The organism is Lentzea alba (assembly GCF_011067745.1).
GTDB classification, from domain to species: Bacteria; Actinomycetota; Actinomycetes; order Mycobacteriales; family Pseudonocardiaceae; genus Lentzea; species Lentzea alba.
This window is the reverse complement of sequence record NZ_JAAMPJ010000013.1, coordinates 66,428-90,179: the sequence shown is the minus strand read 5'-3', so window position 1 is coordinate 90,179 and position 23,752 is coordinate 66,428. Positions and strand designations below refer to the sequence as shown.

20 protein-coding genes are annotated in these 23,752 nt (G+C 69.8%); 10 read left to right on the top strand and 10 right to left on the bottom strand.

Annotated elements, in window-relative coordinates; genetic code table 11:
- Positions 1-40 precede the first annotated feature (40 nt).
- The 3 genes from G7043_RS37010 to G7043_RS37000 all read left to right on the top strand — a co-directional run bounded on the left by G7043_RS37010 (position 41) and on the right by G7043_RS37000 (position 3,496).
- Positions 41-928, top strand: coding sequence for a hypothetical protein (locus G7043_RS37010; RefSeq protein ID WP_166053345.1), 888 nt, complete (start codon positions 41-43; stop codon positions 926-928).
- A 78-nt stretch (positions 929-1,006) separates the two neighbouring features.
- Positions 1,007-1,756 carry a DUF899 family protein gene (locus tag G7043_RS37005; RefSeq protein WP_166053344.1) on the top strand — a complete coding sequence of 250 codons (750 nt, stop codon included), beginning with the start codon at positions 1,007-1,009 and terminating at the stop codon, positions 1,754-1,756.
- A gap of 423 nt (positions 1,757-2,179) precedes the next feature.
- Positions 2,180-3,496 carry a cytochrome P450 gene (locus G7043_RS37000; RefSeq protein WP_166053343.1) on the top strand — a complete coding sequence of 439 codons (1,317 nt, stop codon included), beginning with the start codon at positions 2,180-2,182 and terminating at the stop codon, positions 3,494-3,496.
- A gap of 55 nt (positions 3,497-3,551) precedes the next feature.
- On the opposite strand, the gene G7043_RS36995 is transcribed toward G7043_RS37000, so the two are convergent.
- The gene (locus G7043_RS36995) at positions 3,552-6,047 is read right to left on the bottom strand and encodes an FtsX-like permease family protein (RefSeq protein ID WP_166053342.1); all 2,496 of its coding nucleotides are present in this window, start codon (positions 6,045-6,047) and stop codon (positions 3,552-3,554) included.
- A gap of 3 nt (positions 6,048-6,050) precedes the next feature.
- On the bottom strand, positions 6,051-6,782 hold the full coding sequence (locus G7043_RS36990) for an ABC transporter ATP-binding protein (RefSeq protein WP_166053341.1): 732 nt from the start codon (positions 6,780-6,782) through the stop codon (positions 6,051-6,053).
- 225 nt (positions 6,783-7,007) lie between these two features.
- Between G7043_RS36990 and G7043_RS36985 the strand changes: the two genes are divergently transcribed.
- Genes G7043_RS36985 through menC form a run of 4 tightly spaced genes read left to right on the top strand, consistent with a single transcriptional unit; the run spans position 7,008 to position 13,195 of the window.
- Positions 7,008-10,244: a serine hydrolase gene (locus G7043_RS36985; RefSeq protein ID WP_313888255.1), complete on the top strand. Its 3,237-nt coding sequence runs from the start codon at positions 7,008-7,010 to the stop codon at positions 10,242-10,244.
- A gap of 1 nt (position 10,245) precedes the next feature.
- A complete protein-coding gene (locus G7043_RS36980) occupies positions 10,246-11,322 on the top strand; it encodes a M20 family metallopeptidase (protein ID WP_166053340.1) in 1,077 nt (358 codons plus the stop codon).
- Positions 11,319-12,101, top strand: a complete 783-nt coding sequence (locus tag G7043_RS36975; protein WP_166053339.1) for a GNAT family N-acetyltransferase — start codon at positions 11,319-11,321, stop codon at positions 12,099-12,101. Before G7043_RS36980 ends, G7043_RS36975 begins: the two co-directional genes overlap by 4 nt.
- Entirely contained in the window at positions 12,098-13,195 is a 1,098-nt protein-coding gene (gene menC / locus G7043_RS36970) for an o-succinylbenzoate synthase (protein ID WP_166053338.1), read from the top strand. Before G7043_RS36975 ends, menC begins: the two co-directional genes overlap by 4 nt.
- Before the next feature lie 41 nt (positions 13,196-13,236).
- On the opposite strand, the gene G7043_RS36965 is transcribed toward menC, so the two are convergent.
- Together G7043_RS36965 and G7043_RS36960 are read right to left on the bottom strand one after the other, a co-directional pair.
- Positions 13,237-15,237, bottom strand: coding sequence for a neutral/alkaline ceramidase (locus G7043_RS36965; RefSeq protein ID WP_166053337.1), 2,001 nt, complete (start codon positions 15,235-15,237; stop codon positions 13,237-13,239).
- Positions 15,238-15,262: 25 nt separating this feature from the next.
- A complete protein-coding gene (locus G7043_RS36960) occupies positions 15,263-16,123 on the bottom strand; it encodes an EamA family transporter (protein WP_242643102.1) in 861 nt (286 codons plus the stop codon).
- Positions 16,124-16,192: 69 nt separating this feature from the next.
- Between G7043_RS36960 and G7043_RS36955 the strand changes: the two genes are divergently transcribed.
- Positions 16,193-17,047, top strand: a complete 855-nt coding sequence (locus G7043_RS36955) for a LysR family transcriptional regulator (RefSeq protein WP_166053336.1) — start codon at positions 16,193-16,195, stop codon at positions 17,045-17,047.
- Here the strand turns inward: G7043_RS36955 and G7043_RS36950 are convergent.
- The 4 genes from G7043_RS36950 to G7043_RS36935 all read right to left on the bottom strand — a co-directional run bounded on the left by G7043_RS36950 (position 17,010) and on the right by G7043_RS36935 (position 20,714).
- Entirely contained in the window at positions 17,010-17,852 is an 843-nt protein-coding gene (locus G7043_RS36950; protein ID WP_166053335.1) for a phosphotransferase, read from the bottom strand. The genes G7043_RS36955 and G7043_RS36950 overlap by 38 nt on opposite strands.
- Positions 17,845-18,519: a DUF1963 domain-containing protein gene (locus tag G7043_RS36945; RefSeq protein ID WP_166053334.1), complete on the bottom strand. Its 675-nt coding sequence runs from the start codon at positions 18,517-18,519 to the stop codon at positions 17,845-17,847. Before G7043_RS36945 ends, G7043_RS36950 begins: the two co-directional genes overlap by 8 nt.
- A 209-nt stretch (positions 18,520-18,728) precedes the next feature.
- Positions 18,729-20,174 carry an argininosuccinate synthase gene (gene argG / locus G7043_RS36940; protein WP_166053333.1) on the bottom strand — a complete coding sequence of 482 codons (1,446 nt, stop codon included), beginning with the start codon at positions 20,172-20,174 and terminating at the stop codon, positions 18,729-18,731.
- A gap of 60 nt (positions 20,175-20,234) precedes the next feature.
- The gene (locus G7043_RS36935; protein WP_166053332.1) at positions 20,235-20,714 is read right to left on the bottom strand and encodes a hypothetical protein; all 480 of its coding nucleotides are present in this window, start codon (positions 20,712-20,714) and stop codon (positions 20,235-20,237) included.
- A 77-nt stretch (positions 20,715-20,791) separates the two neighbouring features.
- Here G7043_RS36935 and G7043_RS36930 point away from each other — a divergent pair, with 77 nt between their 5' ends.
- Complete coding sequence (locus G7043_RS36930; protein WP_207312228.1) at positions 20,792-21,613, top strand: siderophore-interacting protein; 822 nt, start codon at positions 20,792-20,794, stop codon at positions 21,611-21,613.
- 114 nt (positions 21,614-21,727) lie between these two features.
- Here the strand turns inward: G7043_RS36930 and G7043_RS36925 are convergent, their stop codons facing one another.
- Positions 21,728-22,093 (bottom strand): acyl-CoA thioesterase, encoded by a 366-nt coding sequence (locus G7043_RS36925; RefSeq protein WP_166053331.1) that lies wholly within the window; start codon positions 22,091-22,093, stop codon positions 21,728-21,730.
- Positions 22,094-22,311: 218 nt separating this feature from the next.
- Here G7043_RS36925 and G7043_RS36920 point away from each other — a divergent pair, with 218 nt between their 5' ends.
- Positions 22,312-23,061: an NPP1 family protein gene (locus G7043_RS36920; protein WP_242643101.1), complete on the top strand. Its 750-nt coding sequence runs from the start codon at positions 22,312-22,314 to the stop codon at positions 23,059-23,061.
- 3 nt (positions 23,062-23,064) lie between these two features.
- On the opposite strand, the gene G7043_RS36915 is transcribed toward G7043_RS36920, so the two are convergent.
- Positions 23,065-23,736, bottom strand: a complete 672-nt coding sequence (locus G7043_RS36915) for a TetR/AcrR family transcriptional regulator (protein ID WP_166053329.1) — start codon at positions 23,734-23,736, stop codon at positions 23,065-23,067.
- Between the last annotated feature and the right edge of the window lie 16 nt (positions 23,737-23,752).

Genomic DNA, 23,752 nt, shown 5'->3' with positions numbered 1-23,752 from the left:
GTCGGTGGACGGGCACCGGATGATGGTGCGGGGGTTCGAAATGATGGTGTTCGAGTGCGTGGCGTGTGGTGCCGCGCTGACCGCGCCGGTGCGGCAGGTCGCGCTGCCCGATCACGCCGATCATGAGGCCTGGGACGGCGGCGGGACCACGTCGGCGCTGCTGGAGTCCGGTACGTACGCCGCGGGTCCGGAGCAGATCGCGGTCGCACCCGCCGACGTCCGCGATCTCTCGTGGATCGAGGGCCGGTTCGAGGGCTCCTGCTGCGGGCTGGCCGGTCGCCGCACGCCCAACCTCGCCTGCGCGTGCGGGCGCGAGGTCGCGGCCCGCGTCGACGACTGCGACCGGTGGCGGGTGGTGTGGCTGCAGGCCGGTGCGGTGCGGGCCGTCGGCACTGCCGAGCCGGTCGCGGTCTGGGAGACGTTCGACTGGGGGACCGTCCTGGTCGACGACGCGGACCTCTCGTGGCACGACCGCGTGCGGGTCTCGGCGGGGCTGGCGCTCGCGCACGTGCTGATCGCGTCGGAGGGCGCACCCGTGGCCGTGCCGGACGGGCCCGTCGCGGATACGTTCCGGCGCCATCTCGACGAACTGCTGCCGCCAGGACCGCCCGCGAGAACCCTCGCCCTGGCAGGACCGGACATGCCGGGCGAAGCGGACATCGTGCTGGTGCCCCGGCATCCGCAGACCGGAGAACCGTGGCCCGCGGCGGGGACGGTCGTGCCGATCTCCGCCGAGCTGTGGAAGTGGCTGGCCCACGAGGAGGATCACCCGGTCATCCCCGCCACCGGTGGCCGGTGGCCGTACCTCATCGAAGACCCGTTGCCCCGGCGTCCCAAACGGGTCGAGCTGAGCTGGTGGACGATGCGGCTGGAAGTGCGGTCGCTACCTCGGGTGCCGTGGCTTCCACAAAATTTCTACGACCGCTGACCCGACCATGTCGAAGTGCCGGCGACGGCTACGACTCCTCTGTGCAAGCGCGAAAACCGCACTCCACGGAGGACAACCATGACCGGACAGCCGCCCATCGCCGACCTGGCCACCTGGCAGCGGGCCCGCGACGAGCTCCTGATCCGCGAGAAGGCCCACACCCGCGAGGGTGACGCGATCGCCGCGGCCCGGCGCCGGCTGCCGATGGTCGAGTTCGACGGCAAGGTCGAGATCGTCGGGGCCGACGGGCCGGTGCCGTTCCTGGACCTGTTCCAGGGGCGCGACGAGCTCGTCGTCTACAAGCACATGTGGTGGGACGGCGCGCCGCACCAGGGACAGTGCGAGGGCTGCACGCACGTGCCGTGGCACTTCGACGACGCCTCCTACCTCAACGCGCGCGGGGTCTCATTCGCCTTCCTGACCGTGGGCGCCTGGGAGGAGGTGGCGCCGTTCATCGAGTTCATGGGCTACTCCCAGCCCTGGTACTCGGTGCGCGGCGTCGAGGGGCCGATCGGTGGGGACATGGGCCACTTCACCAGCTATCTGCGCGACGGCGACCGGGTGTTCCTCACCTACTCCACCACCGGACGCGGGACCGAGCGGGTCAACGGATCGCTGGGGCTGCTCGACATGACCGTGCGCGGACGCGGTGAGACGTGGGAGGACCACCCCGAGGGCTGGCCAGAGGCCCGTCCGGCCGGGTGGTTCTGGCGGACGAACGCGGACGGCGACTCCAGCTGGGGCGAGGACAGCCGGCCTGTTCCGCAGTGGACCCGGCCTGGAGCGACGCCGGTGACGACGCTGGGCCGACACGAGCACTGCCACTAGAGGTTGATGAGGGGAGCTTTCATCAACCTCAGGTTTGGGAAAGCTCCCCTCATCAACGTAGTGACGGAGTGGTCAGCGGGGCTTGGTCGCGTAGGCGAGGACGCGGCGTTTGGGCTGGTGGACTCCAGGCCGGGCGGGAGGCCGAGCACCCGCCTCACCAACTCGTCGGCGGTCGATGAGTCGGTCCGGTCGGCGTACCAGCGGTCGAAGTCCTCTGCACTCGTCACTGTGCCGACCATGCCAGAATTCGGTCGCTGAGCACCCTGTTCAGAGTCGTGCACTGGTTTTGACGAACGTCTGGACCAAAGTATGACGGCGCGTTAGGCCTGGGTATGACGACGTGCGAGCAGCGGCGTCGTTATTGTCCGTTCCGGTGGTCGTCAGCAACACGTCACCCTTTTCCGCCGAAGGGACAGCCGCGTCATGAGGGACGTTCTGCAGTCAGCAACAGATGTCCGGTCCCGCGTCACCGGGTGGATGGGGCGGCGTTTTCTCGCACACCTCAGCAAGACCGGGTTCGACCTCGGGTCGTCGTGGTTCGTGCCCGCGCGCGTGCTGGCACCGCTGCGGCGCAACGGTTTGAACCCCGTGCCCGAGCTGGCCCGGATGCACGCCCACGGGCCGGTGACGCGGTTGCCGCTGCCGGTGACGGTGTGGCTCGTGACCGGCTACGAGGCGTCCAAACGAGTGCTGGTCGACAGCGAGTCGTTCAGCAACGACTTCGGTCACTTCCGCGAGATGGGCCTGTTCGCCGACGAGGCGCCGGGCGGTCTCGGGTTCAGCGACCCGCCGGAGCACACGCGGCTGCGCAAGGTGCTGACGCCGGAGTTCACCATGCGGCGGCTCTCCCGGCTCATCCCGCGCATCGAGGCGATCGTGGCGGACCAGCTCGACCTGATGTCCATGAAGGACGGACCGGTCGACCTCGTCGAGGACTTCGCCATGCCCGTGCCGGCGCTCACGATCTGCGAGCTGCTCGGCGTGCCCGCGAGCGAGCGCGAGGAGTTCCAGCGCCGCAGCGTCGCGCGGTTCGACCTCGGCGGCGCCGCCACGGCCTCGCTGTCCGCGGTGTCGGAGTCGGTCGTCTACTTCCGCGAACTGGTGCGCACCCTGCGCGCGGCCCCCAACGACGGGCTGCTCGGCGAGCTCATCCGCAAGCACGGTGACGAGCTGGACGACGACGAACTGGCCGGTCTGGCCGACGGACTGCTCACCGGCGGGTTCGAGACGACGGCCAGCATGATCTCGCTCGGCACGCTCGCGATGCTGCGCGACCCGAGCCTGCTCGCCAAGGTCCGCGACGACGACGAGGCCATCGGCGGGGTGGTCGACGAGCTGCTGCGCCACCAGTCCGTGGTGCAGGTGGCGTTCCTGCGCATCGCCCGCAAGGACACCGACATCGCCGGCACGAAGGTGCGCGCCGGCGACATCGTGGCGTGCTCGCTGACCCAGGCGAACCGCGACCCGTCCGTCTACCCCTCGCCGGACGACATCCTCGCGGAACGGTCCGCGGGCCAGCACCTCGCGTTCGGCTACGGCGCACACCGGTGCATCGGCGCCGAGCTCGCGAAGATGGAGCTGCGGATCGCCTACCCGGCGCTCGTCCGCCGGTTCCCCGAGATGAGGCTTGCGACGCAACCGGGCGACCTGTCGTTCCGCAAGCTCTCCATCGTCTACGGGCTGCACAAGCTGCCGGTCCACCTCGGCAGCCACAACAGCCCTCTCCAGCAGGGGATCTGATGTTGATGAGGGGAGCTTTCCCAAACCTGAGGTTGATGAAAGCTCCCCTCATCAACTACTCACGGAGACCGATGGTGTCGATCGGCTTGGCGCGCAACGACAACCGCGTGGCCACGGCGATCGACACCACTCCGAGCAACGCCGCCCCGGCGAGCACGCCCAGGTACACCCAGATCCCTCCGGCGGGCAGCGGCACGCCGGTGAAGCCGATCGACAGCAGGGTCAACGGCAGCGCGCCGACCAGCGAGCCCAGCACCGCGGCGAGCCCCACGGTCACGACCGCTTCGGCGCGCATCATCCGCACGACCTGACGGCGTCCGGTGCCGACCAGGCGCAGCAGGGCGAACTCGCGGCGCCGTGCCGCGGTCGACATCACGAGCGTGTTCGACACCGAGATCGCGACGTACCCGAGGATGACGCCGACGGCGACCAGGTTGAGCAGGAACTGGGTCCGCTCGTCGCTCCGGTCCTGTGCCGCCACGCCACCGGTGACGGTCAGGCCCGGATAACGGCTGGTCAGCTCGCGCAACGCCGTGACGTCACCGGACTTCACCAGCACGGCGCTGTCCATCCCGGCGGTGGTGTGAGCGCGGGCGTCGGCCGCGGAGAGCACGTGGTCGCCGAACGCCAGGTCGTGCTCGTAGGTCGCGACCACCCGCAGCTGGGCGGGCCGGCCGTCGGCGAACCAGAACTCGACGGTGTCCCCGACCTCCTTGTCCTCCCAGCTCGCGTGCGCCTTGCTCAACGCGACGGTGCCCGGGACCAGGTCCTTCAGGTTGCCGGACACGACACCGAGGTCGACCGTCCCACCCGCGGTGGCGTCCAGGCCGTTCGCCGCGCCGCGGTTCACGTCGACGCTGTCACCGGTCTTGCTGGCGGTGATCACCTGCGTGCGCACCAACGACGTGGCGGTCACGCCCGGCATCTGCCGCACGGCGTCGACGACTTCGGCCGGCACACCCGCCACACCGGTGATCACGTGATCCGCCGTGACGGACCGGTTCGTCTCCTGTGCCACGGCCGCGGTGAACGTGGTCTGGCTGTAGTAGTTCACCACCGCGAACCCGATGGCCAGCATCAACGGCGTCACCGCGGCAGCGAGGCGCCGGGAGTTCTTGACGACGTTCGCGGAGGCCATGTATCCGCTCACGCCGAGCCTGCTCAGCGCCGGTGCGAGCAGCCGGACCGCGCCGCCGACCACCCGCGGCCCGACCAGCGTGAGGCCGATGATCAGCACGAGCGTGGCCATGACCGACATCGCCGCGCCGAGCTGACCGCGCAGGAACAGCGGAACCGTGGTCGCGGCCGCGCCGATCGCCAGCAGCACCCAGCCGATGACCAGCCGAACCCGGCCGACGTCCTTGCGCTGCACCGCGGCCTCGCCCAGCGCCTCGACGGGGTTGATCGAGGACGGGCGCCGCGACGCGCTCCAGGCCGCCAGCCGGGCCGCGCCGACGCCGATCAGCAGTGCGGCGGCCAGCGGCAGCGGGCTGATCGAGAGCGCGAAGTCGGCCGGGACCACACCGATGTTCGCGAACGCCGTGCGCAGCCCGAGGCTGACCGCGATGCCCAGCAGGCTGCCGATCACCCCGGCGACCAGCGAGACGACCGTCGTCTCGACGCCGATCAGCTTGCGGATCTGGCGCGGGGTGGCGCCGACGGCCCGCAGCAGGGCGAACTCGCGGCGGCGTTGCTCGACGGTCAGCGCGAGCGTGCTGGCCACGACGAAGATCGCGACCAGGACCGCGTAGCCGCCGAACGAGCCGGCGATGATCGCCAGGATCGACTTGCTCTGGCTGACGTCGTCGAACTCGGCGGCGCTGCGGTCGGCGCCGGCCGAGACCGTGACGCGGTCGCCGGCGAGGGCGGCCTCGATGCGGCCGGCGACGTCGCCGTCGGCGAGCACTCCGATCGCGTTGACCTGGTCCGGGTGGCCGGAGAGGGCGGTGGCCGTCGCCGAACTGAAGAACAACGCGGCCTGGCGCTCTCCCTTGCTTTCGACCACTCCGGTCACGCGATAGGTCACCGGCGCGGAGCGGGTCATGATCCGCACCTGACCACCTGGCGCAACCCCGGCGCGTGCCGCCAGCCCCGCGTCGAGCACCACCTCGTCGTTCCCGTTCGGCGCCGTCCCCTCCTTCACCGTGAACGGCGCCAGCACAGCCGACTCCCAGTTGTGCCCGAGCGACGGCCTGTCCGCGAGCGCCTGCCCGTCCGGCCCCACCACCACGGCGGGGAACGTCAGCTCGGGCACCGCGGCCCGCACGCCCGGCACCGCGGCGATCTTGCCGACCAGCGCGGCGGGAACGGCCGGCTGCTCGGCCGCGTGCTCGAACGCCAGCACGTCACCGCCTGGTGGGCGCACCGTGCGATCGCCGGTGACGACGACGTCAGCGGCCGCGTAACGCTGGGTGGGCACGCCGCCGCGAAACCCGGACTCCATGAGGATTCCGCAGGCCGCCACCAGTGCGGTACCGCAGAGAATGGCGACGAAAGCGCCGATGAACCCGCTGGTGCGAGCTTTGACGGTCTGCCAGGCGAGGTCCAGCATCGCTTACCACTCCCCCAGGTGCGTCATGCGCTCGGCGACCTTCTCCGGCGTCGGCCCGTGCAGCTCACCGGCCAGCCGTCCGTCGGCGAGGAACAGCACACTGTGCGCGGCGGACGCGGCCACGGGGTCGTGCGTGACCATCAGCACGGTCTGCCCCATTTCGTCCACAATGGACCGCAGCAGCGTCAGCACCTGGTGCGCGGTCCGCGAGTCCAGCGCACCGGTCGGTTCGTCGGCCAGCACCACCTCGGGCCGGGCGACCAACGCCCGTGCGATCGCGACGCGCTGCTGCTGGCCACCGGACAGCTCGGCCGGGTGCCGGTCCAGCCGGTCGGTCAGCCCGACCCGGCCGACGACCTCGCTCAGCCACCCGCGGTCGGCCGACCGACCCGCCAGGCGCAGCGGCAGGGTGATGTTCTGCCGCACGGTCAGCGACGGCAACAGGTTGTAGGCCTGGAAGACGAACCCGATCCGGTCGCGCCGCACCTCGGTCAGCTTCGCCTCCTTCAACCGGCCGAGGTCGGTCTCGCCGAGCAGCACGCGCCCGGACGTCGGCCGGTCCATGCCCGACGCGCAGTGCAGGAAGGTGCTCTTGCCCGACCCGGACGGTCCCATCACCGCGGTGAAGGTGCCCGGCCGGATGCCGACGGTCACCTCGTCCAGCGCGGTGACGGCGCCACCACCCGAGCCGTACACCTTCCGCACCGCCTCCAGCGACAGCGCGTCTGCCCTCATCACGTTCTCCTTGGCTCGCAACGACTTCTGCGAAGAACGTAATTTCGGGGCGCTCAGAGATCGATCACGCAGGCTGCCCGGACGAAGGTAGAGCCTGCTCCACCCCGAAAGGATGGTTTCGTCCGTCCCGACAGATCCGGACCCGCGGATTCGTCGATCAGGACGAGGCGCCCGCGGGGGCGCCGACGCTAGCGTTGGCCCGAGCTGACGAGGGGGATCCGCATCGTGACGACCATCGAGGACCTGTACGGCTGCGCGCTGCCCGAGGAGCCGGCGCTCTCGCCGGACGGCACCGAGATCGTGTACGTGCTGCGCACGACCGACCGCGAGGGTGACCGCGACGAGCGAGCGCTGTGGCGGGTGTCCGGTGCCAAGCCGAAACAGCTCACCAGGGGGAAGTCCGACACGGCACCCGCGTGGTCGCCGGACGGCGGCCGCATCGCGTTCCTGCGCGCCCAGGACGGCCCGGCGCAGGTGTGGCTGCTGCCCGCCGACGGGGGCGAGCCCGAGCAGGTGACGTCGTTGCCGCTCGGCGCGGGCGCGCCGGTGTGGAGCACGGACGGCACCAGGCTCGCGTTCTCCTCGCCCGTCGACATCGCGGACGCCGAGGCGCCGATCGTCACCGAGCGCCTCGACTACAAGTCCGACGGGTCCGGGTACCTGCGCTCCGTCCGCGCTCACCTGCACGTGGTCGACCTGGAAAGCCGTGAGGTCAAGCAGCTCACCGACGGCGACTGGCACGCCGGCACGCCCGCGTGGTCGCCGGACGGCACCCGGCTCGCGTTCACGGGGGCGCTGGACGAGGACGCCGACCTGACCTTCCGGGTGCCGGTGCACGTCGTGAACGTCAGCGGGAAAGCGAGGCCGGAACTGGTCGGGCTTGCGGACGGACAGGCCGCGACGGTCACGTGGACCGCGGACGGCCTGCTCGTCACCGGCCGGACCTCCGCCGACGCCGGGCACCTCAGCCTGCTGCACCTCTCGCTCGACGGCGAGGTGCGGAACCTGTCGGCCGCGCTGGACCGCAACGTCATGCCCGGCACGTCCGGCTATCCGGGCGGCCTTCCCACGCTCACCGCGGACGGCCGCACCGTGCTGTTCTGCGCCCGCGACCGCGGCTGCACCCAGCTCTACGCCGTGGACCTCGACGGTGGCGAGCCGAGGTTGCTCGTCGGCGGGGATTCCCGGGTCGTGGCAGGACTTTCCGCCGGCGACACCGTCGCGGCGATCGTCCTCGGCACCGCCACCTCGTACGGCGAGATCGCCACGGTCGACCTGGCGAGCGGCGAACTGACCGTCCACACCGAGCACAACAAGGCCGAGCTGTTCGTCCGCGAGGAGCGCGAGTTCACCGTCTCGGACGGGACGGTCGTGCACGGCTGGCTCGTGCGCGACCCGGAACGCACCGGTCCGTTGCCGCTGCTGCTGGACATCCACGGTGGCCCGCACAACGCGTGGAACGGCACCGCCGACCCGATCCACCTCTACCACCAGGTGCTGGCGCAGCAGGGCTGGGCGATCCTGCTCCTCAACCCGCGCGGCAGCGACGGCTACGGCGAAGCCTTCTACCAGGCGGCGCTCGGCGCGTGGGGCAAGGCCGACGCCGACGACCTCCTGGAGCCGATCGACCAGCTGGTGGCCGGGGGGCTGGCCGATCCGGCGAAGCTGGCGGTCACCGGGTACAGCTACGGCGGTTACCTGACCTGCTACCTCACCAGCCGTGACACCAGGTTCGCCGCCGCGGTCGCCGGCGGTGTGATCAGCGACCTGACCAGCATGGCGGGCACGTCCGACGGCGGCCGCCACCTGACCGAACTGGAGCTCGGCGGGCCCGGTGAGCACATCGCGGAACTCTCCCCGCTCACGCTCGTCGACGACGTCCGCACGCCCACGTTGATCTACCAGGGCGCCGCGGACGACAGGTGCCCGGTCGGCCAGGCCGAGCAGTGGTTCACGGCGCTGCGCCAGAACGACGTGCCGGCCAAGCTCGTGCTCTACCCCGACGAGTCGCACCTGTTCATCCTCAGCGGCAAGCCCTCGCACCGCGCGGACTACAACCGCCGCGTCGTCGACTGGGTGCGCGAGCACGCCGAGAAGCGCGTGCCGCTTGACGCGAAGCATTGGCAGCGCAGGCTTTCCGCGCTCGCGAAGAAGCACGGTCTTCCGGGCGCGGCACTCGGCATCCTGCACCACGGCGAGATCGTCCAGGCGCACCACGGCGTGCTCAACACGTCGACCGGTGTGGAGGTCACCGACGACTCGGTCTTCCAGATCGGCTCGATCGGCAAGGTGTGGACGACGACCGTGGTCATGCGGCTCGTCGACGAGGGCCTGCTCGACCTCGACGCGCCGATCGTCGACGTGCTGCCGGAGCTGACCCTCGCGGATCCCGTGGTGACGCAGAAGCTCACGATGCGCCACCTGCTGACGCACACCAGCGGCATCGACGGCGACATCTTCACCGACACCGGCCGCGGCGACGACTGCCTGGAGCGCTACACGGCCCTGCTGGCAGAGGCCGCGCAGAACCACCCGCTCGGCGCGACGTTCTCCTACTCCAACTCCGGTTTCGCCCTGGCCGGCCGGGTGGTCGAAAAGCTCACCGGCAAGACGTGGGACGCGGTGATGCGGGAGAAGCTCTTCGCCCCGCTCGGCCTCACGCGCACCGGCACGTTGCCCGAGGAGGCGATCCTGCACCGGGCCGCCGTCGGCCACCTCACCAAGGACGGGAAGAAGGAACCGACAGCGGTGTGGATGCTGCCGCGTTCGGTCGGCCCGGCCGGGACGATCTTCTCGACCACCGCGGACGTGCTGGCGTTCGCTCGCCTGCACCTGGAGGGCGGGCTCGCCGCCGACGGCACGCGGGTGCTGTCGGAGGCGTCCGTGCGGGCCATGACCGAGAAGCAGACCGACTTGCCGGACCCGAACGTCATGGCCGACTCGTGGGGCCTCGGCTGGATCCGGTTCGGGTGGGACGGACAGCGGCTGATCGGCCACGACGGCAACACCATCGGGCAGTCCGCGTTCCTGCGCCTGCTGCCGGAACACGGCCTCGCGGTCACGTTGCTGACCAACGGCGAAGGTGCCCGCGAGCTGTACCTGGAGCTGTACCGGGAGATCTTCGCCGAACTGGCCGGCCTCGCCATGCCCAGTCCGTTGCAACCGGCCGCGGAACCTCCGGCCGTGGATTTCGCGCGCTACACCGGCCGGTACGAACGGGCCGGCGCGCTCCTCGACATCACCGAGGGCGAGAACGGGCTGCGGCTGAAGACGACGGTCACCGGTGCGCTGGCGGGTCTCGTGCCCGACCCGCCGGAAATCGACCTCGTGCCGCTCGACGACTCGCAGTTCCTGTACCGCATGACCGAGGACGCGAGCTGGGCGTCACTCGTGTTCTACCCGCTGCCCACCGGTGAGCAGTACGTGCACCTGGGTCTCCGCGCCACACCGAAGGTGTCCTGACATGAACCTGCTCCACACCATCGAGCGGCTCGTGAGCTGCGAGTCGCCGTCCACCGACCTGGCGGCGATCGCCCGCAGCGCGGACGTCACCGCCGAGGTGGGCTCGGCGCTGCTGGGCGCCGCACCGGAACGGATCGTGCTCGACGGCCGCACGCACCTGCGCTGGCGGCTGGGTTCGGGGCCGCGCAAGGTGTTGCTGCTCGGACACCACGACACGGTGTGGCCGATCGGGACGCTCGCGCGGATTCCGTTCGAGGTGCGGGACGGCGTGCTGCGCGGGCCCGGCTGCTTCGACATGAAGACCGGGCTGGCGATGATCTTCCACGCGGTGGCGGCGCTGGACTCCCCGGACGGTGTCACGGTTCTGGTCACCGGCGACGAGGAGATCGGCTCGCCGTCGTCGCGCGGCCTGATCGAGGCGGAGGCACGGGAACACACGGCCGTGCTGGTCACCGAGGGATCGGCGGACGGCGGCGCGTTGAAGACCGAGCGCAAGGGCACGTCCATGTACGAGGTGACGTTGCACGGCCGTGCGGCGCATGCGGGTCTTGAGCCTGAACGCGGTGTGAGCGCGACTGTTGAAGCAGCGCACCAGGTTCTGGCGGTCGCGAAGCTGACGGATCTCGCGGCGGGCACGACCGTCACGCCGACCGTGCTGTCCGCCGGCACCACGACGAACACCGTTGCCGCGCTGGGGAAGTTCATGGTCGACGTGCGCGTCCGCAACCTCGCCGAGCAGCTGCGGGTCGACGAGGAGATACGGGCGCTCCGGCCGGTGGTCGACGGCGCGAAGATCGAGGTGACCGGCGGCCCGAACCGGCCGCCGATGGAGCTCGCGATGTCCGCCGGGTTGTTCGAGGTGGCGTCCGACATCGCCGCCGAGATGGGCATCGAGCTCACCTCGGCCGCGGTCGGTGGCGCGTCCGACGGCAACTTCACCGCCGGCGTGGGGATTCCGACGCTCGACGGGCTCGGCGCGGTCGGCGGTGGAGCGCACGCGGAGAGCGAGCACGTGCTGGTGTCCGAGCTCGTGCCGCGCACCACGCTGCTCGCCGCTTTGGTGAGGGAGCTGACATGACAGTCGTGACGCAGGTGGTCGTCCGTCAGCTCGTTGCGTTCGATGAGCTCGTTGCCACGCAACAGTTGTACGAGTCGATCTGGCGGTCGAGCGGCAACACTCCCCCGGTCACCGCCGAGCTGTTGCGGGCGATGACCAAGGCGGGCAGTTACGTCGCGGGCGCGTTCGACGGCAACGACCTCATCGGTGCGTGCATCGGCTTCTGCTCGCCGCCCGCTCTTGGCACGTTGCACAGCCACATCGCCGGTGTCGCCGCGAGCGCGCGTGGACGCAACGTCGGCTACGCGTTGAAGCTCGACCAACGCGCGTGGGCGCTCGAACGCGGACTGAGCGAGGTCACCTGGACGTTCGACCCGCTGGTGCGCCGCAACGCCTACTTCAACCTGGGCAAGCTCGGCGCGGACGCGACCGAATACCTGCCGAACTTCTACGGCCAGATGCACGACGACATCAACGGCGGCACCGAGAGCGACCGGCTGCTGATCAGCTGGCGCGTCTCGTCGCCAGAGGCAGGGCAACCGCGGGTGGTGGCGGCGACGGGCGCGGTCGCGTTGGGGATCTCGTCCGACGGCCTGCCGGTGCGCGGCGTTGCCAGTGGGCAGAGCGTGCTGGTCGCGGTGCCGCCGGACATCGAGACGCTGCGGGCCACGAACCCGGCCGCGGCGCGCGAGTGGCGTCACGCCGTGCGGGACGTCCTCGGCGGACTGCTCGCCGCGGGTGCTCGCATCACCGGGTTCGACAGGTCGGGGTGGTACGTCGTGGAGAGGAACGAGTCGTGAAGCTGACCGGAGTGGAGCTTCGCTGGGTCGAGATGCCGCTGAAGTCGCCCTTTCGGACGTCGTTCGGCACTCAGACCGTGCGCGGGTTGCTGCTGCTGCGTGCCGTCACGGACTCCGCCGAGGGCTGGGGCGAGTGCGTCGCGATGGCCGACCCGGTGTACTCGTCGGAGTATCTGGAGGGCTGCGCGGACGTGCTGCGCCGGTTCCTGATCCCGGCTCTGACCGGCCCGGTCGACGGCGTGTCGGTGGCCCCGCGGCTGGCCCGGTTCCGGGGGCACCGGATGGCCAAGGGCGCGCTGGAGATGGCGGTGCTCGACGCCGAACTGCGCGCGCGTGGCGTGTCGTTCGGCCGTGAGCTTGGGGCTGTGCGTACGCGCGTGCCGTGCGGTGTGTCGGTCGGGATCATGAACTCGATCCCCGAACTGCTGGACGCGGTCACCGGTTACGTCGACGAGGGCTACGTCCGGATCAAGCTGAAGATCGAGCCCGGCTGGGACGTCAAGCCGGTGCGCGCGGTCCGCGAACGGTTCCCCGACGTGCTGCTGCAGGTCGACGCGAACACGGCCTACACGCTCGCCGACGCGCGGCACCTGGCCCGGCTCGACCCGTTCGACCTGCTGCTGATCGAACAGCCGCTGGACGAGGAGGACGTCCTGGCGCACGCCGCGCTGGCCAGGGTGGTGCAGACGCCGATCTGCCTGGACGAGTCGATCACCTCGGCCCGCTCGGCGGCCGACGCGATCAAGCTCGGTGCCTGCCAGATCGTGAACATCAAGCCCGGCCGCGTGGGCGGGTACCTGGAGGCCCGGCGCATCCACGACGTGTGCGCCGCGCACGGGATCGCGGTGTGGTGCGGCGGAATGCTCGAAACGGGCATCGGCCGGGCCGCGAACGTGGCACTGGCGGCGTTGCCCGGTTGCACGCTGCCCGGCGACACCTCGGCGTCCGACCGGTACTACGCGATGGACATCACCGAGCCGTTCGTGCTGGACGACGGGCATCTCGCGGTGCCGACCGGGCCGGGATTGGGTGTGACGCCGCTGCCGGACGCGCTGGACGCGGTGACGGTGAAGACGGAGTGGATTCCGGTGTGAGCCGTTCAGGGGGACCTCGATCGAGGTCCCCCTGATGCCCGTCAGCTGACCGTGAAGCCCGCGGTCGCGCCGGTGAACCCGGTGATCTTGCCGGTCCAGCCGCTCTTCTCGTCGCCGTGGTGCACGATCCGGTAGGTGCCGGCGGGCGTGTCCGCCGGGATCTGCCAGGTGATCGTGGCGTTCGAGAACGCGATGCCGACCCGCTCCCACTTGTAGCGCGTGGACCAGTCACCGTCGTCGGCGACGCGCACCCACTGGCCGTTCACCTGCCGCTGCACCTCCAGGAACGTCCCGTTGCGGTGCAGGTTGTTCTTCGGGTGCCCGGTGACGAACACGGCCGTCACGGTCTCGCCGCGCGTATAGGACGACTTGGGTGCCGACAGAACGTCGCCGTACTTCTTGTCGGCGGGCTTGTCGTCGAGCACGACACCGGTCTGCAGGTTGATGTCGGTGAACGGTGGCTTGCCGGGATTCGGGCCGGGCGGCAGCGTGGAACCGGCCTTCATCGACGCCGCGATCTTGCCCAGCTCCTGCTGGTACGCGGGCGTGGTGTTGCGGCCGAACAGCGTGGAGCCGCCCTCGTACTGCTGCGAGTCGTACTCCTCCGGCGTGGTCACGTACTGGCTGTAGTCGTTGGCGTAGCCCTGGATCAGCACGTTCTGCACCGGCACACCCATCTCGGCTGCCACGGTCCTGCGGATCCGCAGGCCGGCGGTGATCGTGACCTCACCCGGCATGGCGACGAGGTGCAGCTGTCCGATGCGGACGATCTGCAGCGGCACGATGTTCGGCGTCGCACCGATCAGACCCGTTGGCACCAAAGAGGCCTTGGGGAACTGGCAGTCCCGTAGCCACTGCGGGACCTCCATCTGCAACGGCTCGAAGAGCTTCTTCCACGGAGACTGCATGCCCTCGGAGAAACCGGGGATCGCCGGGCCGTCCTCGATGCTGCCCGCGATCGTCGACGCGCCGACGACTCCGGAGCACGTGGTGCCGGGCTTGCCGTCACTCATGAACCGACCCTCGACCTGCACGGCCGACATGTCCACGAACCGCATGCGGGAGTCGACGCCACCCGAGACCGCGGCCTGGGGACCGTTGTAGATCTCCTGCGCCTTGCGGTTCTGGCGCTCACCGATGATCCGGGTGTTCTCCCACTCGTTCTCGGTGGGGCCGGAACCGGGCTTCAGGTTGAGGTTCGGCGACATGTCGCCGGCGTTGGTGTTCGGGAACGCCGCCACGAACCCCGCGGTGTCGTCCAGGTACCGCACGCCCTTGTCGTCGTGCTCCCACTGGTACGCCGCATAACCCTTGTTGTCGGGGCTGATCAGCGTGTTGGCGTTGGTGATCGACGTGTTGTGGGTGGCGAACCAGCTGATCGCGCCGACGTCGTTGCCGGACTGCTTGAACTTCAGCACGGTCATCTGCGGGTCGATGCCGGCGGGGAAGAAACCCTTGTCGGGGTTGCGGTCGAACGCCACCCGCGAGCGGTTCACCGACGCGTTGGTGAGCTCGCCGACGCCGAGGCTGATCGAGCCGGGCTTGAGGTCCTCGTGCGCCTCGACGACCGACTCGGTGATGCCGTCGACCACGGCGGCGAGCGCCTGCGGCTGCATGCCGAGGATCGACAGGTTGTAGGCGAGGTTGTGCGACTGGCCGCCGGGACCGCTGTGCGTGTGGGTGGCGGACAGCAGCAGGTTCTCGCGCGTGTAGGTGCTGCCGTACTTGGCCTGCAGCTTGCCGAGCACGCCCTCCTGGACCGCGCGGAAGATCATCGCGAGGTCGGCGTTGACGTACGCGACCCGCTTGTTCGTGCTCCGGTCGACCACGACGTACGCCCGCGACCGCAGCCGCTGGGCGATGCCCGTCGTCTTCTGGTCGAACTTGGAGTAGCCCATCATGCCGTTCTCAGCGGCCGGGCCGGTGACGTCCGAGATGCCGCGGCCGACGAGGTAGGGCTCGGGTTCTGCCCACGCGAACGGGCCGCTGACCAGCGCGGCTCCGGCCAATGCGGCGACGACCGTCATGACTGCAGTGCGCATGGACACCCCACTAAGTGAAGGGGATTCACATTTCGGAGTGAACGGTAGGTGATCCAGGCCACTTCGAGCAAGTCACCGCGAGTGCGTTGGCCGTGACGACGAGCAAGATTCCCGCCCAATGGTGGAGTGCGAGCTGCTCCCCCAGCAGGACCAGACCGGCCAGCGCGGCCAGCACCGGGTGCACGCTGCACGCCAGCCCGAAGAACCGCGCGGGCACCTTCCGCAGGGCGATCACGTCGGCGGCGTACGGCACCACGCTGCAGAACACGCCCGCGCCGATCGCGTACAGCACTGAAGTCCCGGTGAACTGGCCCTGGGCGATCAGGAACACCGCGACCGGGAGGTAGAGCAGCGCGGACACGCTCGTCGCCGCGGCCGGTGCCTGCAAGCCGGGCAGCCGCTGTCCGACCAGGCGGTTGAGCAGGATGTACGCGGCCCAGCACCCGGCGGCGAGCAGACCGGCGCCGATGCCGAGGTAGTCGCTGCTCGGGCCGGGCAGCACCAGCACGTAGACGCCGACGGCCGCGATCAGCACGAACAGCACGTCCCTGCGGGTGTGCGACCCCGCCAGCGCGACCGCGAGCGGCCCGAGCACCTCCAGCGTGACGGCGAGACCGAGGCCGATCCGGTCGACCGCCGTGTAGAGGCTGAGGTTCATGGTGGCGAACACCAGGCCGAGCGCGATCGTCGGCCACCACTGCGCCCAGGTGAATCTTCGCGGGTTCGGGCGGGCGACCGGCAGCAACACCGCGGCGGCGACGAACTGGCGGACGGCCACGACCCCGGCCGGGCCGATCGTGGCGAACGCGTGGGCACCGATCGCGGCGCCGACCTGGCTGCTGGCGGCACTGGCGGTCATCGTCGCGAATCCACCGAGGCTCTTCATGTCGCCCAGCCTGCGGTTTCCGCGTTGATGCGGGAAATGCATGAACTGCTTCGGCTATACGCTGGACGTATGGATCTGCGACAGTTGCGGGCGTTCGTCGCGGTCGTGGACGCGGGCACGTTCACCGACGCGGCGAAGGAGCTCGACCTCACGCAGGCGTCGGTGTCCCGAGCCGTCGCCGCACTGGAAATGTCTTTGGGCGTACGGCTTCTGCAACGGTCGACGCGTCACGTCGCCCTGACGGCCACCGGCACGCAGGTGCTGGCCGGCGCGCGGCGGGTGCTGGACGAGGTCGCGCACCTGCACCGGATCGCCGAGCAGTCGCGGACCGAACTGCGGATCGGCTACGCCTGGTCGGCGCTGGGCAAGCACACCCGGCGCGTCCAGAAGGCCTGGGCCGCGGCACATCCCGGGCTGCCACTGGTGTTCGTCCAGTCGAACTCGCTGACCGCCGGTCTCGCCGAGGGCGCCGCCGACGTCGCGGTGGTGCGCAAGGCCCTCGACGATCCGCGCTTCGAGACGGAGTTGCTCGGCACCGAACGCCGCTACGGCGTCGTCGCGACGGACAACCCGTTGGCGCGCAAGCGTTCGCTGAAGCTCGCGGACCTCGCCCGGTACGGGCTCGCGGTCGACGACCGGACCGGGACGACCACTGTGGACCTGTGGCACCCCGGCAAGGCGCCCGCCGTCGTGCGCAACACCCGCAGCGTCGACGAGTGGCTGACCGTGATCGCCGCCGGGCAGGCCGTCGGCATGACGTCCGAGGCGACCGCCAGCCTGAACCCACGGCCCGGCGTGGCTTATCGCGCCGTGCAGGACGCACCGCCGATCCCGGTGTGGCTGGCGTGGTGGAAGGACCAGCCGCCGCAGCACCTGAACGACCTCATCACGCTGGCGTGCGAGGCGTACCGGCCCAAGCCTTGAGCCGCTCCAGAGCAGTTCTGACGTAGTGCTCCTGGCCCGAGTCGATGCCGTACAACCCGGAGTCGACCGGTGCCATCCGGACGCGTTCCTCGACGTGCCGCCGCATCCCCGGCCAGGTTCGTCCGCCGTGCCGTTCGTAGGCCTCGATCAGCTCGTCGAGCCGTCCGAACCGCTGCACGAGCCGGCGGAAGTCGGCACCGGGGTCGCCCACGAGCGAGTCGGTCCAGTCGATGACGCCGGACAGCCTTCCGTTGTGCACCACCGTGTTGGCCGGCTTGATGTCGGCGTGCACCAGCAACGACCACGGCGGCCACGGCTCGTCGTCGCCGAGCCACTCCTGCCAGTGGTGCCACAACGCGTCCGGCAGCCCCAGCTCGGCGCGGGCACGGTGGATCTTGCGCGCGATGGTCTCCCGGATCGCGCCGGGCTGCCGCACCTCGACGCCGGTCCGCGCGGCCTCGTCCGGCGGCACCGCGTGCAGTGCGGCGAGAAACCGCGCGATGTCCTCGAAGTACTGGTCCGGCGGGTTTTCCGGGAGGTCGCCGGGCAGCTTGCGGTAAACGGCGACGTGCTCGACCTCCGGCAGCCAGCGCGGCACCGCCACCGGCAGCCGGTCCGCGATGAGGTCGAGCAACGCCCGTTCGGGACCCATGCGCCGCAACGGCCAGTCACGCCGCGGCGCGCGCAAGATCCAGCCCGCGCCGTCGTCGTCCTTCGCGTGCAGCACGAGGAAGTCCGCACCTGTGGTGGCGAACTCGACGGGCCGCAGCCCGAGTTCGGCGGCGAGCTCGTTCAGGTCAGTCAATGAGAACCTGAGCGGGATGGCGGACGTCCTTGGTGCACAGCAGAACGTTCAGGTTGCCCTCGCTCCCGAACTCCCACTCGACGTCGTCACCAGACGGCTCGTGCGTCGCGAGCGACAGTGTCTGGCGTTGCACCGAACCGCACTCCGGGCACTCGAACTCCAGCGGGCCCGACTGCCACCACGCGGTCCAGCCACCGATCTTCGAGCCGCTCGACGTCTCCGGCCACTCCTCGTCCCGCAGGTCCTCGGGACGTTCGACCGGCGTCGGGTACTCGACGTACCGGATCGGCTCGAACACGTTGACGGTCGGGACGTACAGCTCTTCCTGCACCGACGGCTCGGGCTCCTCCTCGATCAGCTCGAACACCGTCGTGGAGTCGCGCCACACCAGCCGCACGTCCGGGCCGTAGGCGTGCTCGGCGTCGTGGTCGAGCGTGCAGAGGAACACCTGCAACAGATCGATGCCGTCGGGGAACGGCAGCTCCGCGAAATCGCGCTGATAGAGCTGCACCGCGCCGACGAACGGTTCGCCGTGTTCGTCGCACGACGGCCACGGCTCGTCGATCGGCCACAGCATCGGGCCGCCGATGTGGCTGTCGGCGTCCGTCGGCTCGCCCTCCAGGGGGTTCAGCAGCACCGCGGGCCTCGCCCAGTCCTGCCTGCCCATCAGTCGACGTGCAGCTTGATCGGGTGCCGCACGTCCTGTGTGCACGCGAACACGTTCAAAGCGCCCTCCCGGCCGAACTGCCACCCGACGACCGCCACATTAGGCGCACGCACGGCCCGAAGTGGTCCGTCTCCTCGTGGGTGTGTTCCAACGGGCACAACAGGACGGGCTAGCCGCCGGCCCCTCGGAAGGGGCCGGCCGCAGCGAAATCAGTCCGTTCCCAGCTCCATGGCCGCCGCGTCGAGCAGCACGTCGGTGTCCGAGACCTCACCGCGCGAGGCAATTGCCTCCGCACCACCGTCGGGCACCTCGCCGATCAGCTTGGTCGGCTCGACCTGGGCCGAGATGAGCGCCGACTGCCGCGTGCCGACCATGCCGAGGCCCGCGAAGAGCTCCAGCTTGGCGCGCGAGTCCGCGATGTCGAGGTTGCGCATGGTCAGCTGACCGATGCGGTCGACCGGGCCGAACGCCGAGTCCTCGGTGCGCTCCATCGACAGCTTGTCCGGGTGGTAGCTGAACGCCGGACCGGCCGTGTCGAGGATCGAGTAGTCGTCGCCCCGGCGCAGCCGCAGCGTGACCTGACCGGTGACCGCGGAGCCCACCCAGCGCTGCAGCGACTCGCGCATCATCAGCGCCTGCGGGTCGAGCCAGCGGCCCTCGTACAGCAGCCGGCCGAGCTTGCGGCCCTCGTTGTGGTACGCCGCGACGGTGTCCTCGTTGTGGATCGCGTTCACGAGGCGGTCGTAGGCGATGTGGAGCAACGCCATGCCGGGCGCCTCGTAGATGCCGCGGCTCTTGGCCTCGATGATGCGGTTCTCGATCTGGTCGGACATGCCGAGACCGTGGCGGCCGCCGATGGCGTTCGCCTCCAGCACCAGGTCGACGGCGCTGCCGAACTCCTTGCCGTTGATGGTGACCGGGCGGCCCTGGTCGAAGCCGATGGTCACGTCCTCGGCCGCGATCTCGACCGACGGGTCCCAGAACTTGACGCCCATGATCGGCTCGACGATCTCGATGCCCTCGTTGAGCAGCTCGAGCGACTTGGCCTCGTGCGTGGCGCCCCAGATGTTCGCGTCGGTCGAGTACGCCTTCTCGACGCTGGAGCGGTAGGGCAGGTCACGCTCGAGCAGCCACTCGGACATCTCCTTGCGGCCGCCGAGCTCGGTCACGAACGCCGCGTCGAGCCACGGCTTGTAGATCCGCAGCGACGGGTTCGCGAGCAGCCCGTAGCGGTAGAACCGCTCGATGTCGTTGCCCTTGTAGGTGGAGCCGTCGCCCCAGATCTGGACGTCGTCGTCGAGCATGGCGCGCACGAGCATGGTGCCCGTGACGGCCCGCCCGAGCGGGGTCGTGTTGAAGTACGCGCGGCCACCGGAGCGGATGTGGAACGCGCCGCACGCCAGCGCCGCGAGGCCTTCCTCGACGAGCGCGGCACGGCAGTCGACGAGGCGCGCGATCTCGGCACCGTACGTGCCGGCGCGGCCGGGGACCGTCTCGATCTCGGGCTCGTCGTACTGGCCGATGTCCGCGGTGTACGTGCAGGGCACAGCGCCCTTCTCACGCATCCACGCGACCGCGACCGACGTGTCGAGACCACCGGAGAAGGCGATGCCGACGCGTTCGCCGGCCGGAAGTGAAGTGAGCACCTTGGACACGTTGAGAATTATGCACGACAATGTATGAGCATGCACGTTGGGGTGGCTGTTACCTACGACTCAGCCGGGATCCAGGTCGTTCGCGCTGGTCAGCATGTGCTCGACACCGCCATCGCGCTCACCGGCCCGCATGGCCGTGATCGCCGCGCACAGGTGCGCCCCGATGTACGGATCCTGCTCCTTGCGCTCGTAGACCTCACTGTGCGCGGGGTCGTACATGGCGTACGACATCGCGGCGAGCAACGCCCGTATGCGCAGCCCGACGCCCTTAGGTGCAACAGCATCGATGATCGGGGTGACACGTTCCCAGACCTCGTCCGGCGGACCGGGCGGGCAGAGCTGGTTGAGCGCGAGCAGGCCGTTCTCCAGCGCACCCATCACCAGCCGGAGCTCGTCGTCGTCCTCCGGCAGCAGGTGCGCGACCCCCTCGGCGTCCCTCTCGTGGTAGGCGATGGCGAGCCGCAGGCCGATCGCCTGGCTGCGGTTCTTCTGCTCAGGCTCGGCGCACCACCACCGTTCCCGCGCGGTCCTGGGAAACATGTTCGCAGTCTGACGATGTGGAGCCGCTTTCGCTCGATGGTTTAGGTAAGCCTAACCAAAGGTGTACGTTGCTCGGCATGTCGCGCTACTCCGCCCTCGACAGGTTCGCGCTCAAGGCCGCCACCAAGGCCGCCGAGCTGATGATGGCCCCGGCCAACCGACGCGAGGTCTTCGACCAGTTCGTCATGACCGTCAAAGCGGTGACCGAACTCAGCGAGCACATGCGGCGCGTGACGTTCCACGCGCCGGAGCTCGCCTCGTTCGCACTGACAGGCCCCGACGAGTACTTCGGCCTGCTCGTCGCGAACGGCCGCGACCTGGTCATGCCGGCCGACGACCGCATCAACGTCCGCTCCTCGCTGCGCGCCATGCCGGAGGAGACGCGACCGGACCTGCGCTGGTACACCATCCGCGCGCACCGGCCCGAGACCGCCGAGATCGACGTCGACTTCGTGGTGCACGGCGACGCGGGCCCCGGCACCCGCTGGGCTCGCCGAGCCGTCGCGGGCGACCAGGCGGGCTTCCGCGCGGGCGGTTCGGCGTACCGGCCGCCGTCCTCCGGCGCGGTGCTGCTGGCGGCGGACGAGACCGCGTTGCCGGCGCTGTCCGCGATCCTCGAGACGGAGACGCGGCCCGTGCAGGTGTTCGTCGAGGTGCCCGACGAGTCGTACCGGACCGACCTCGACGCGGAGTGGGTGTTCCGCGGCTCGGCCGAACCCGGTGCCGCACTGCTGAAAGCGATCCAGGACAAGGCGCTGTCCACTGTGGACTACGGGTGGGCCTGCGGTGAGTCCGGGCTCGCGACCGGGGTGCGGCGGCACCTGGTGAAGGACCGCGGCGTGGACCGGAAGGCGATCATGTTCAGCGGCTACTGGAAGGTCGGCTCGGCCCGGATGTAGGGCCTGCATCGAAGTCTGGGTTCGACGAGAGTCGCGCCTGAGGACCCCCGCAAAGCCGTTTCTGCTGGTGGGCGTCTGCAAGCTACCAACCCTTGATCAAGTCGATTTATGCGCTCACCGGAGCCCCTCGAAGGCAACGCGGTACCAGTCGCTCCACGGCGCGGGCCGGCCCTGAGCATCGACCTTCACGATCACCCGGTGGCCGTGCGCGTAGTGGCCGCAGCGGAAGCCGAACCGGGCACCGGTGGCGCTGATGCGTTCGGCCGTGATCTCCACCGGCAGCACGCCCGGTGAGGTGAAGGCGGTCTGGAACTCGATGTGCAGTTCCTTCACCGCGTAGTTCAGATCAGCGCCGATGCCCAGGTGCTCGAACAGCGCCGACTGGGCCCGTTCCACGTGAACGGGAAAACGCGAATGGTGCAGCGTGCCGTGAGGATCCAACTCGTCGAAGTAGACCGGGCTCTTCCAGTGAAAGCTCACCGCGGCGACTCCTTGGCAACAGGCTCGGCCGAAACTCTAGAAGAAGCGGTGCCAAACGAGAACCCGCTCGTCGATGTGTGATCGATTCCGGCCCGTGGTTGTGAAATTCCCGGACGGCAAAGATTTGGCCAACAAGCTGGACGTGAACGCCGTTCATGTACCACCTTCTGCCTCGCAAGCCTCTCCGGCTCCCCTGCTCTGCGGAATCGAGGCCCCTGTTGAGAAAGAAGCTCCTGCCCGCGCTGGCCGGCGCGGTCCTGATCACGGCGCTGTTCCCGGGAATCGCGCTCGCGGACCCGCCCCAGGCCATCCCCGCCAACTACGAGGAGGCCGACGGAAAGTGGCAACCGGCGTTCGACTACGACGGTGACGGCTGCTACCCGACCCCGGCGATCTCGCCGACCGGTCAGGTGGCGGGCGGCCTGAAGAACTCGGGCGCGCTGAACGGCCAGTGCCACGACCGGTCCGATCTGGACAACACGAACTCCTACAGCCGCAGCAAGTGCAACAACGGCTGGTGCGCCTACCTGTACGACCTGTACTTCGAGAAGGACCAGGCCGTGCCGGGTTGGGACTGCTGCGGCCACCGCCACGACATCGAGCACGTGATCGTCTGGGTGCAGAACGACGTGGCCCAGTACGTCTCGACGTCGGCGCACGGCAAGTACAGCACCTACTCGCGGGACAAGGTGGCCTGGGAAGGCACCCACCCGAAGATCATTTATCACAAGGACGGCGCGAGCACGCACTGCTTCCGCCTCGCGGGCTTCAACGAGCAGGCGGAGAACCACTACGGGGTCTACCAGTACCCCGACCTGGTCAGCTGGAACCGCTTCCCGGCCGGGGTGCGCGACGTCCTGGTGAACGCGAACTTCGGCAGCGCCTCGCTGGCGATCAAGGACGGCGCGTTCAACCACAACCTCGGCATCGCGAAGCCCGCCGGGATCCCGTTCGACCCGAACGCGTGAGGCTCACTTAGCCACGCGGTCGAGCCATTCGGCCAGGAGGGCCCGCTCCGCTGGAGACAGCATCAGGGGCGGGTCCTCTTCCAGTGCCACCCGCAACGCGATCGCCCGGCTCGGGATGTCCGTCGGCTCGTCCGGCGAGGCGTCCGTCGTGATCGCCCTGATCACCTGTTCCCGGGAGAACGTGATCAACCCCAGGTCGCGCTCCGCCTCCGGCGTCGCGATCAACGACAGCACCACGCCCATGCCCGCCGCGTGCACGAACTCCGCGGCCTGCTCGACCGGAACGGTCAACCGGCCCACCGCCGCGATGCCGCTGATGATCTCGCGGAGCATCGCGTCCGCCTCGAGCCGCGACTCGCGCTTGCGCGCCTCGCCGTACATCAGCAGGTAGAACGCGGGTTTCGCCAGACCGAACCCGATGTGCATCTCCCACCCGCGCCGCAGGTCGTCGACCGGGTTGTCACTCACGCCCATCGCGTGCTTCGTCGCGAGGTAGTCGGCGAAGCCGTAGGCCGCGACGGCGTCCAGCAAGCCGTCCTTGTCCCCGAACAGCCGGTAGAGCGTCGGTGCCTGCACCCCCGCCGCCGCCGCGACGGCGCGCGTGGAGACGGCTTCCTTGCCGCCCTCGATCAGCAGGTCGGCCGCAGCCTTCACCAGACGCTCTCTCGTGTCCATGTAACGACGATAACAC

Excerpts from the sequence above, each read along its gene's own strand:
- G7043_RS37005 (WP_166053344.1), top strand. The coding sequence starts at position 1,007 with ATGACCGGACAGCCGCCCATCGCCGACCTGGCCACCTGGCAGCGGGCC.
- G7043_RS36945 (WP_166053334.1), bottom strand. The coding sequence starts at position 18,519 with ATGGGCAGGCAGGACTGGGCGAGGCCCGCGGTGCTGCTGAACCCCCTG.
- G7043_RS36980 (WP_166053340.1), top strand. The coding sequence starts at position 10,246 with ATGAACCTGCTCCACACCATCGAGCGGCTCGTGAGCTGCGAGTCGCCG.
- G7043_RS36990 (WP_166053341.1), bottom strand. The coding sequence starts at position 6,782 with ATGAGGGCAGACGCGCTGTCGCTGGAGGCGGTGCGGAAGGTGTACGGC.
- G7043_RS36935 (WP_166053332.1), bottom strand. The coding sequence starts at position 20,714 with ATGTTTCCCAGGACCGCGCGGGAACGGTGGTGGTGCGCCGAGCCTGAG.
- G7043_RS36930 (WP_207312228.1), top strand. The coding sequence starts at position 20,792 with ATGTCGCGCTACTCCGCCCTCGACAGGTTCGCGCTCAAGGCCGCCACC.
- G7043_RS37010 (WP_166053345.1), top strand. The coding sequence starts at position 41 with ATGATGGTGTTCGAGTGCGTGGCGTGTGGTGCCGCGCTGACCGCGCCG.
- G7043_RS36960 (WP_242643102.1), bottom strand. The coding sequence starts at position 16,123 with ATGAAGAGCCTCGGTGGATTCGCGACGATGACCGCCAGTGCCGCCAGC.
- G7043_RS37000 (WP_166053343.1), top strand. The coding sequence starts at position 2,180 with ATGAGGGACGTTCTGCAGTCAGCAACAGATGTCCGGTCCCGCGTCACC.
- G7043_RS36915 (WP_166053329.1), bottom strand. The coding sequence starts at position 23,736 with ATGGACACGAGAGAGCGTCTGGTGAAGGCTGCGGCCGACCTGCTGATC.
- G7043_RS36995 (WP_166053342.1), bottom strand. The coding sequence starts at position 6,047 with ATGCTGGACCTCGCCTGGCAGACCGTCAAAGCTCGCACCAGCGGGTTC.
- G7043_RS36955 (WP_166053336.1), top strand. The coding sequence starts at position 16,193 with ATGGATCTGCGACAGTTGCGGGCGTTCGTCGCGGTCGTGGACGCGGGC.
- G7043_RS36975 (WP_166053339.1), top strand. The coding sequence starts at position 11,319 with ATGACAGTCGTGACGCAGGTGGTCGTCCGTCAGCTCGTTGCGTTCGAT.
- G7043_RS36965 (WP_166053337.1), bottom strand. The coding sequence starts at position 15,237 with ATGCGCACTGCAGTCATGACGGTCGTCGCCGCATTGGCCGGAGCCGCG.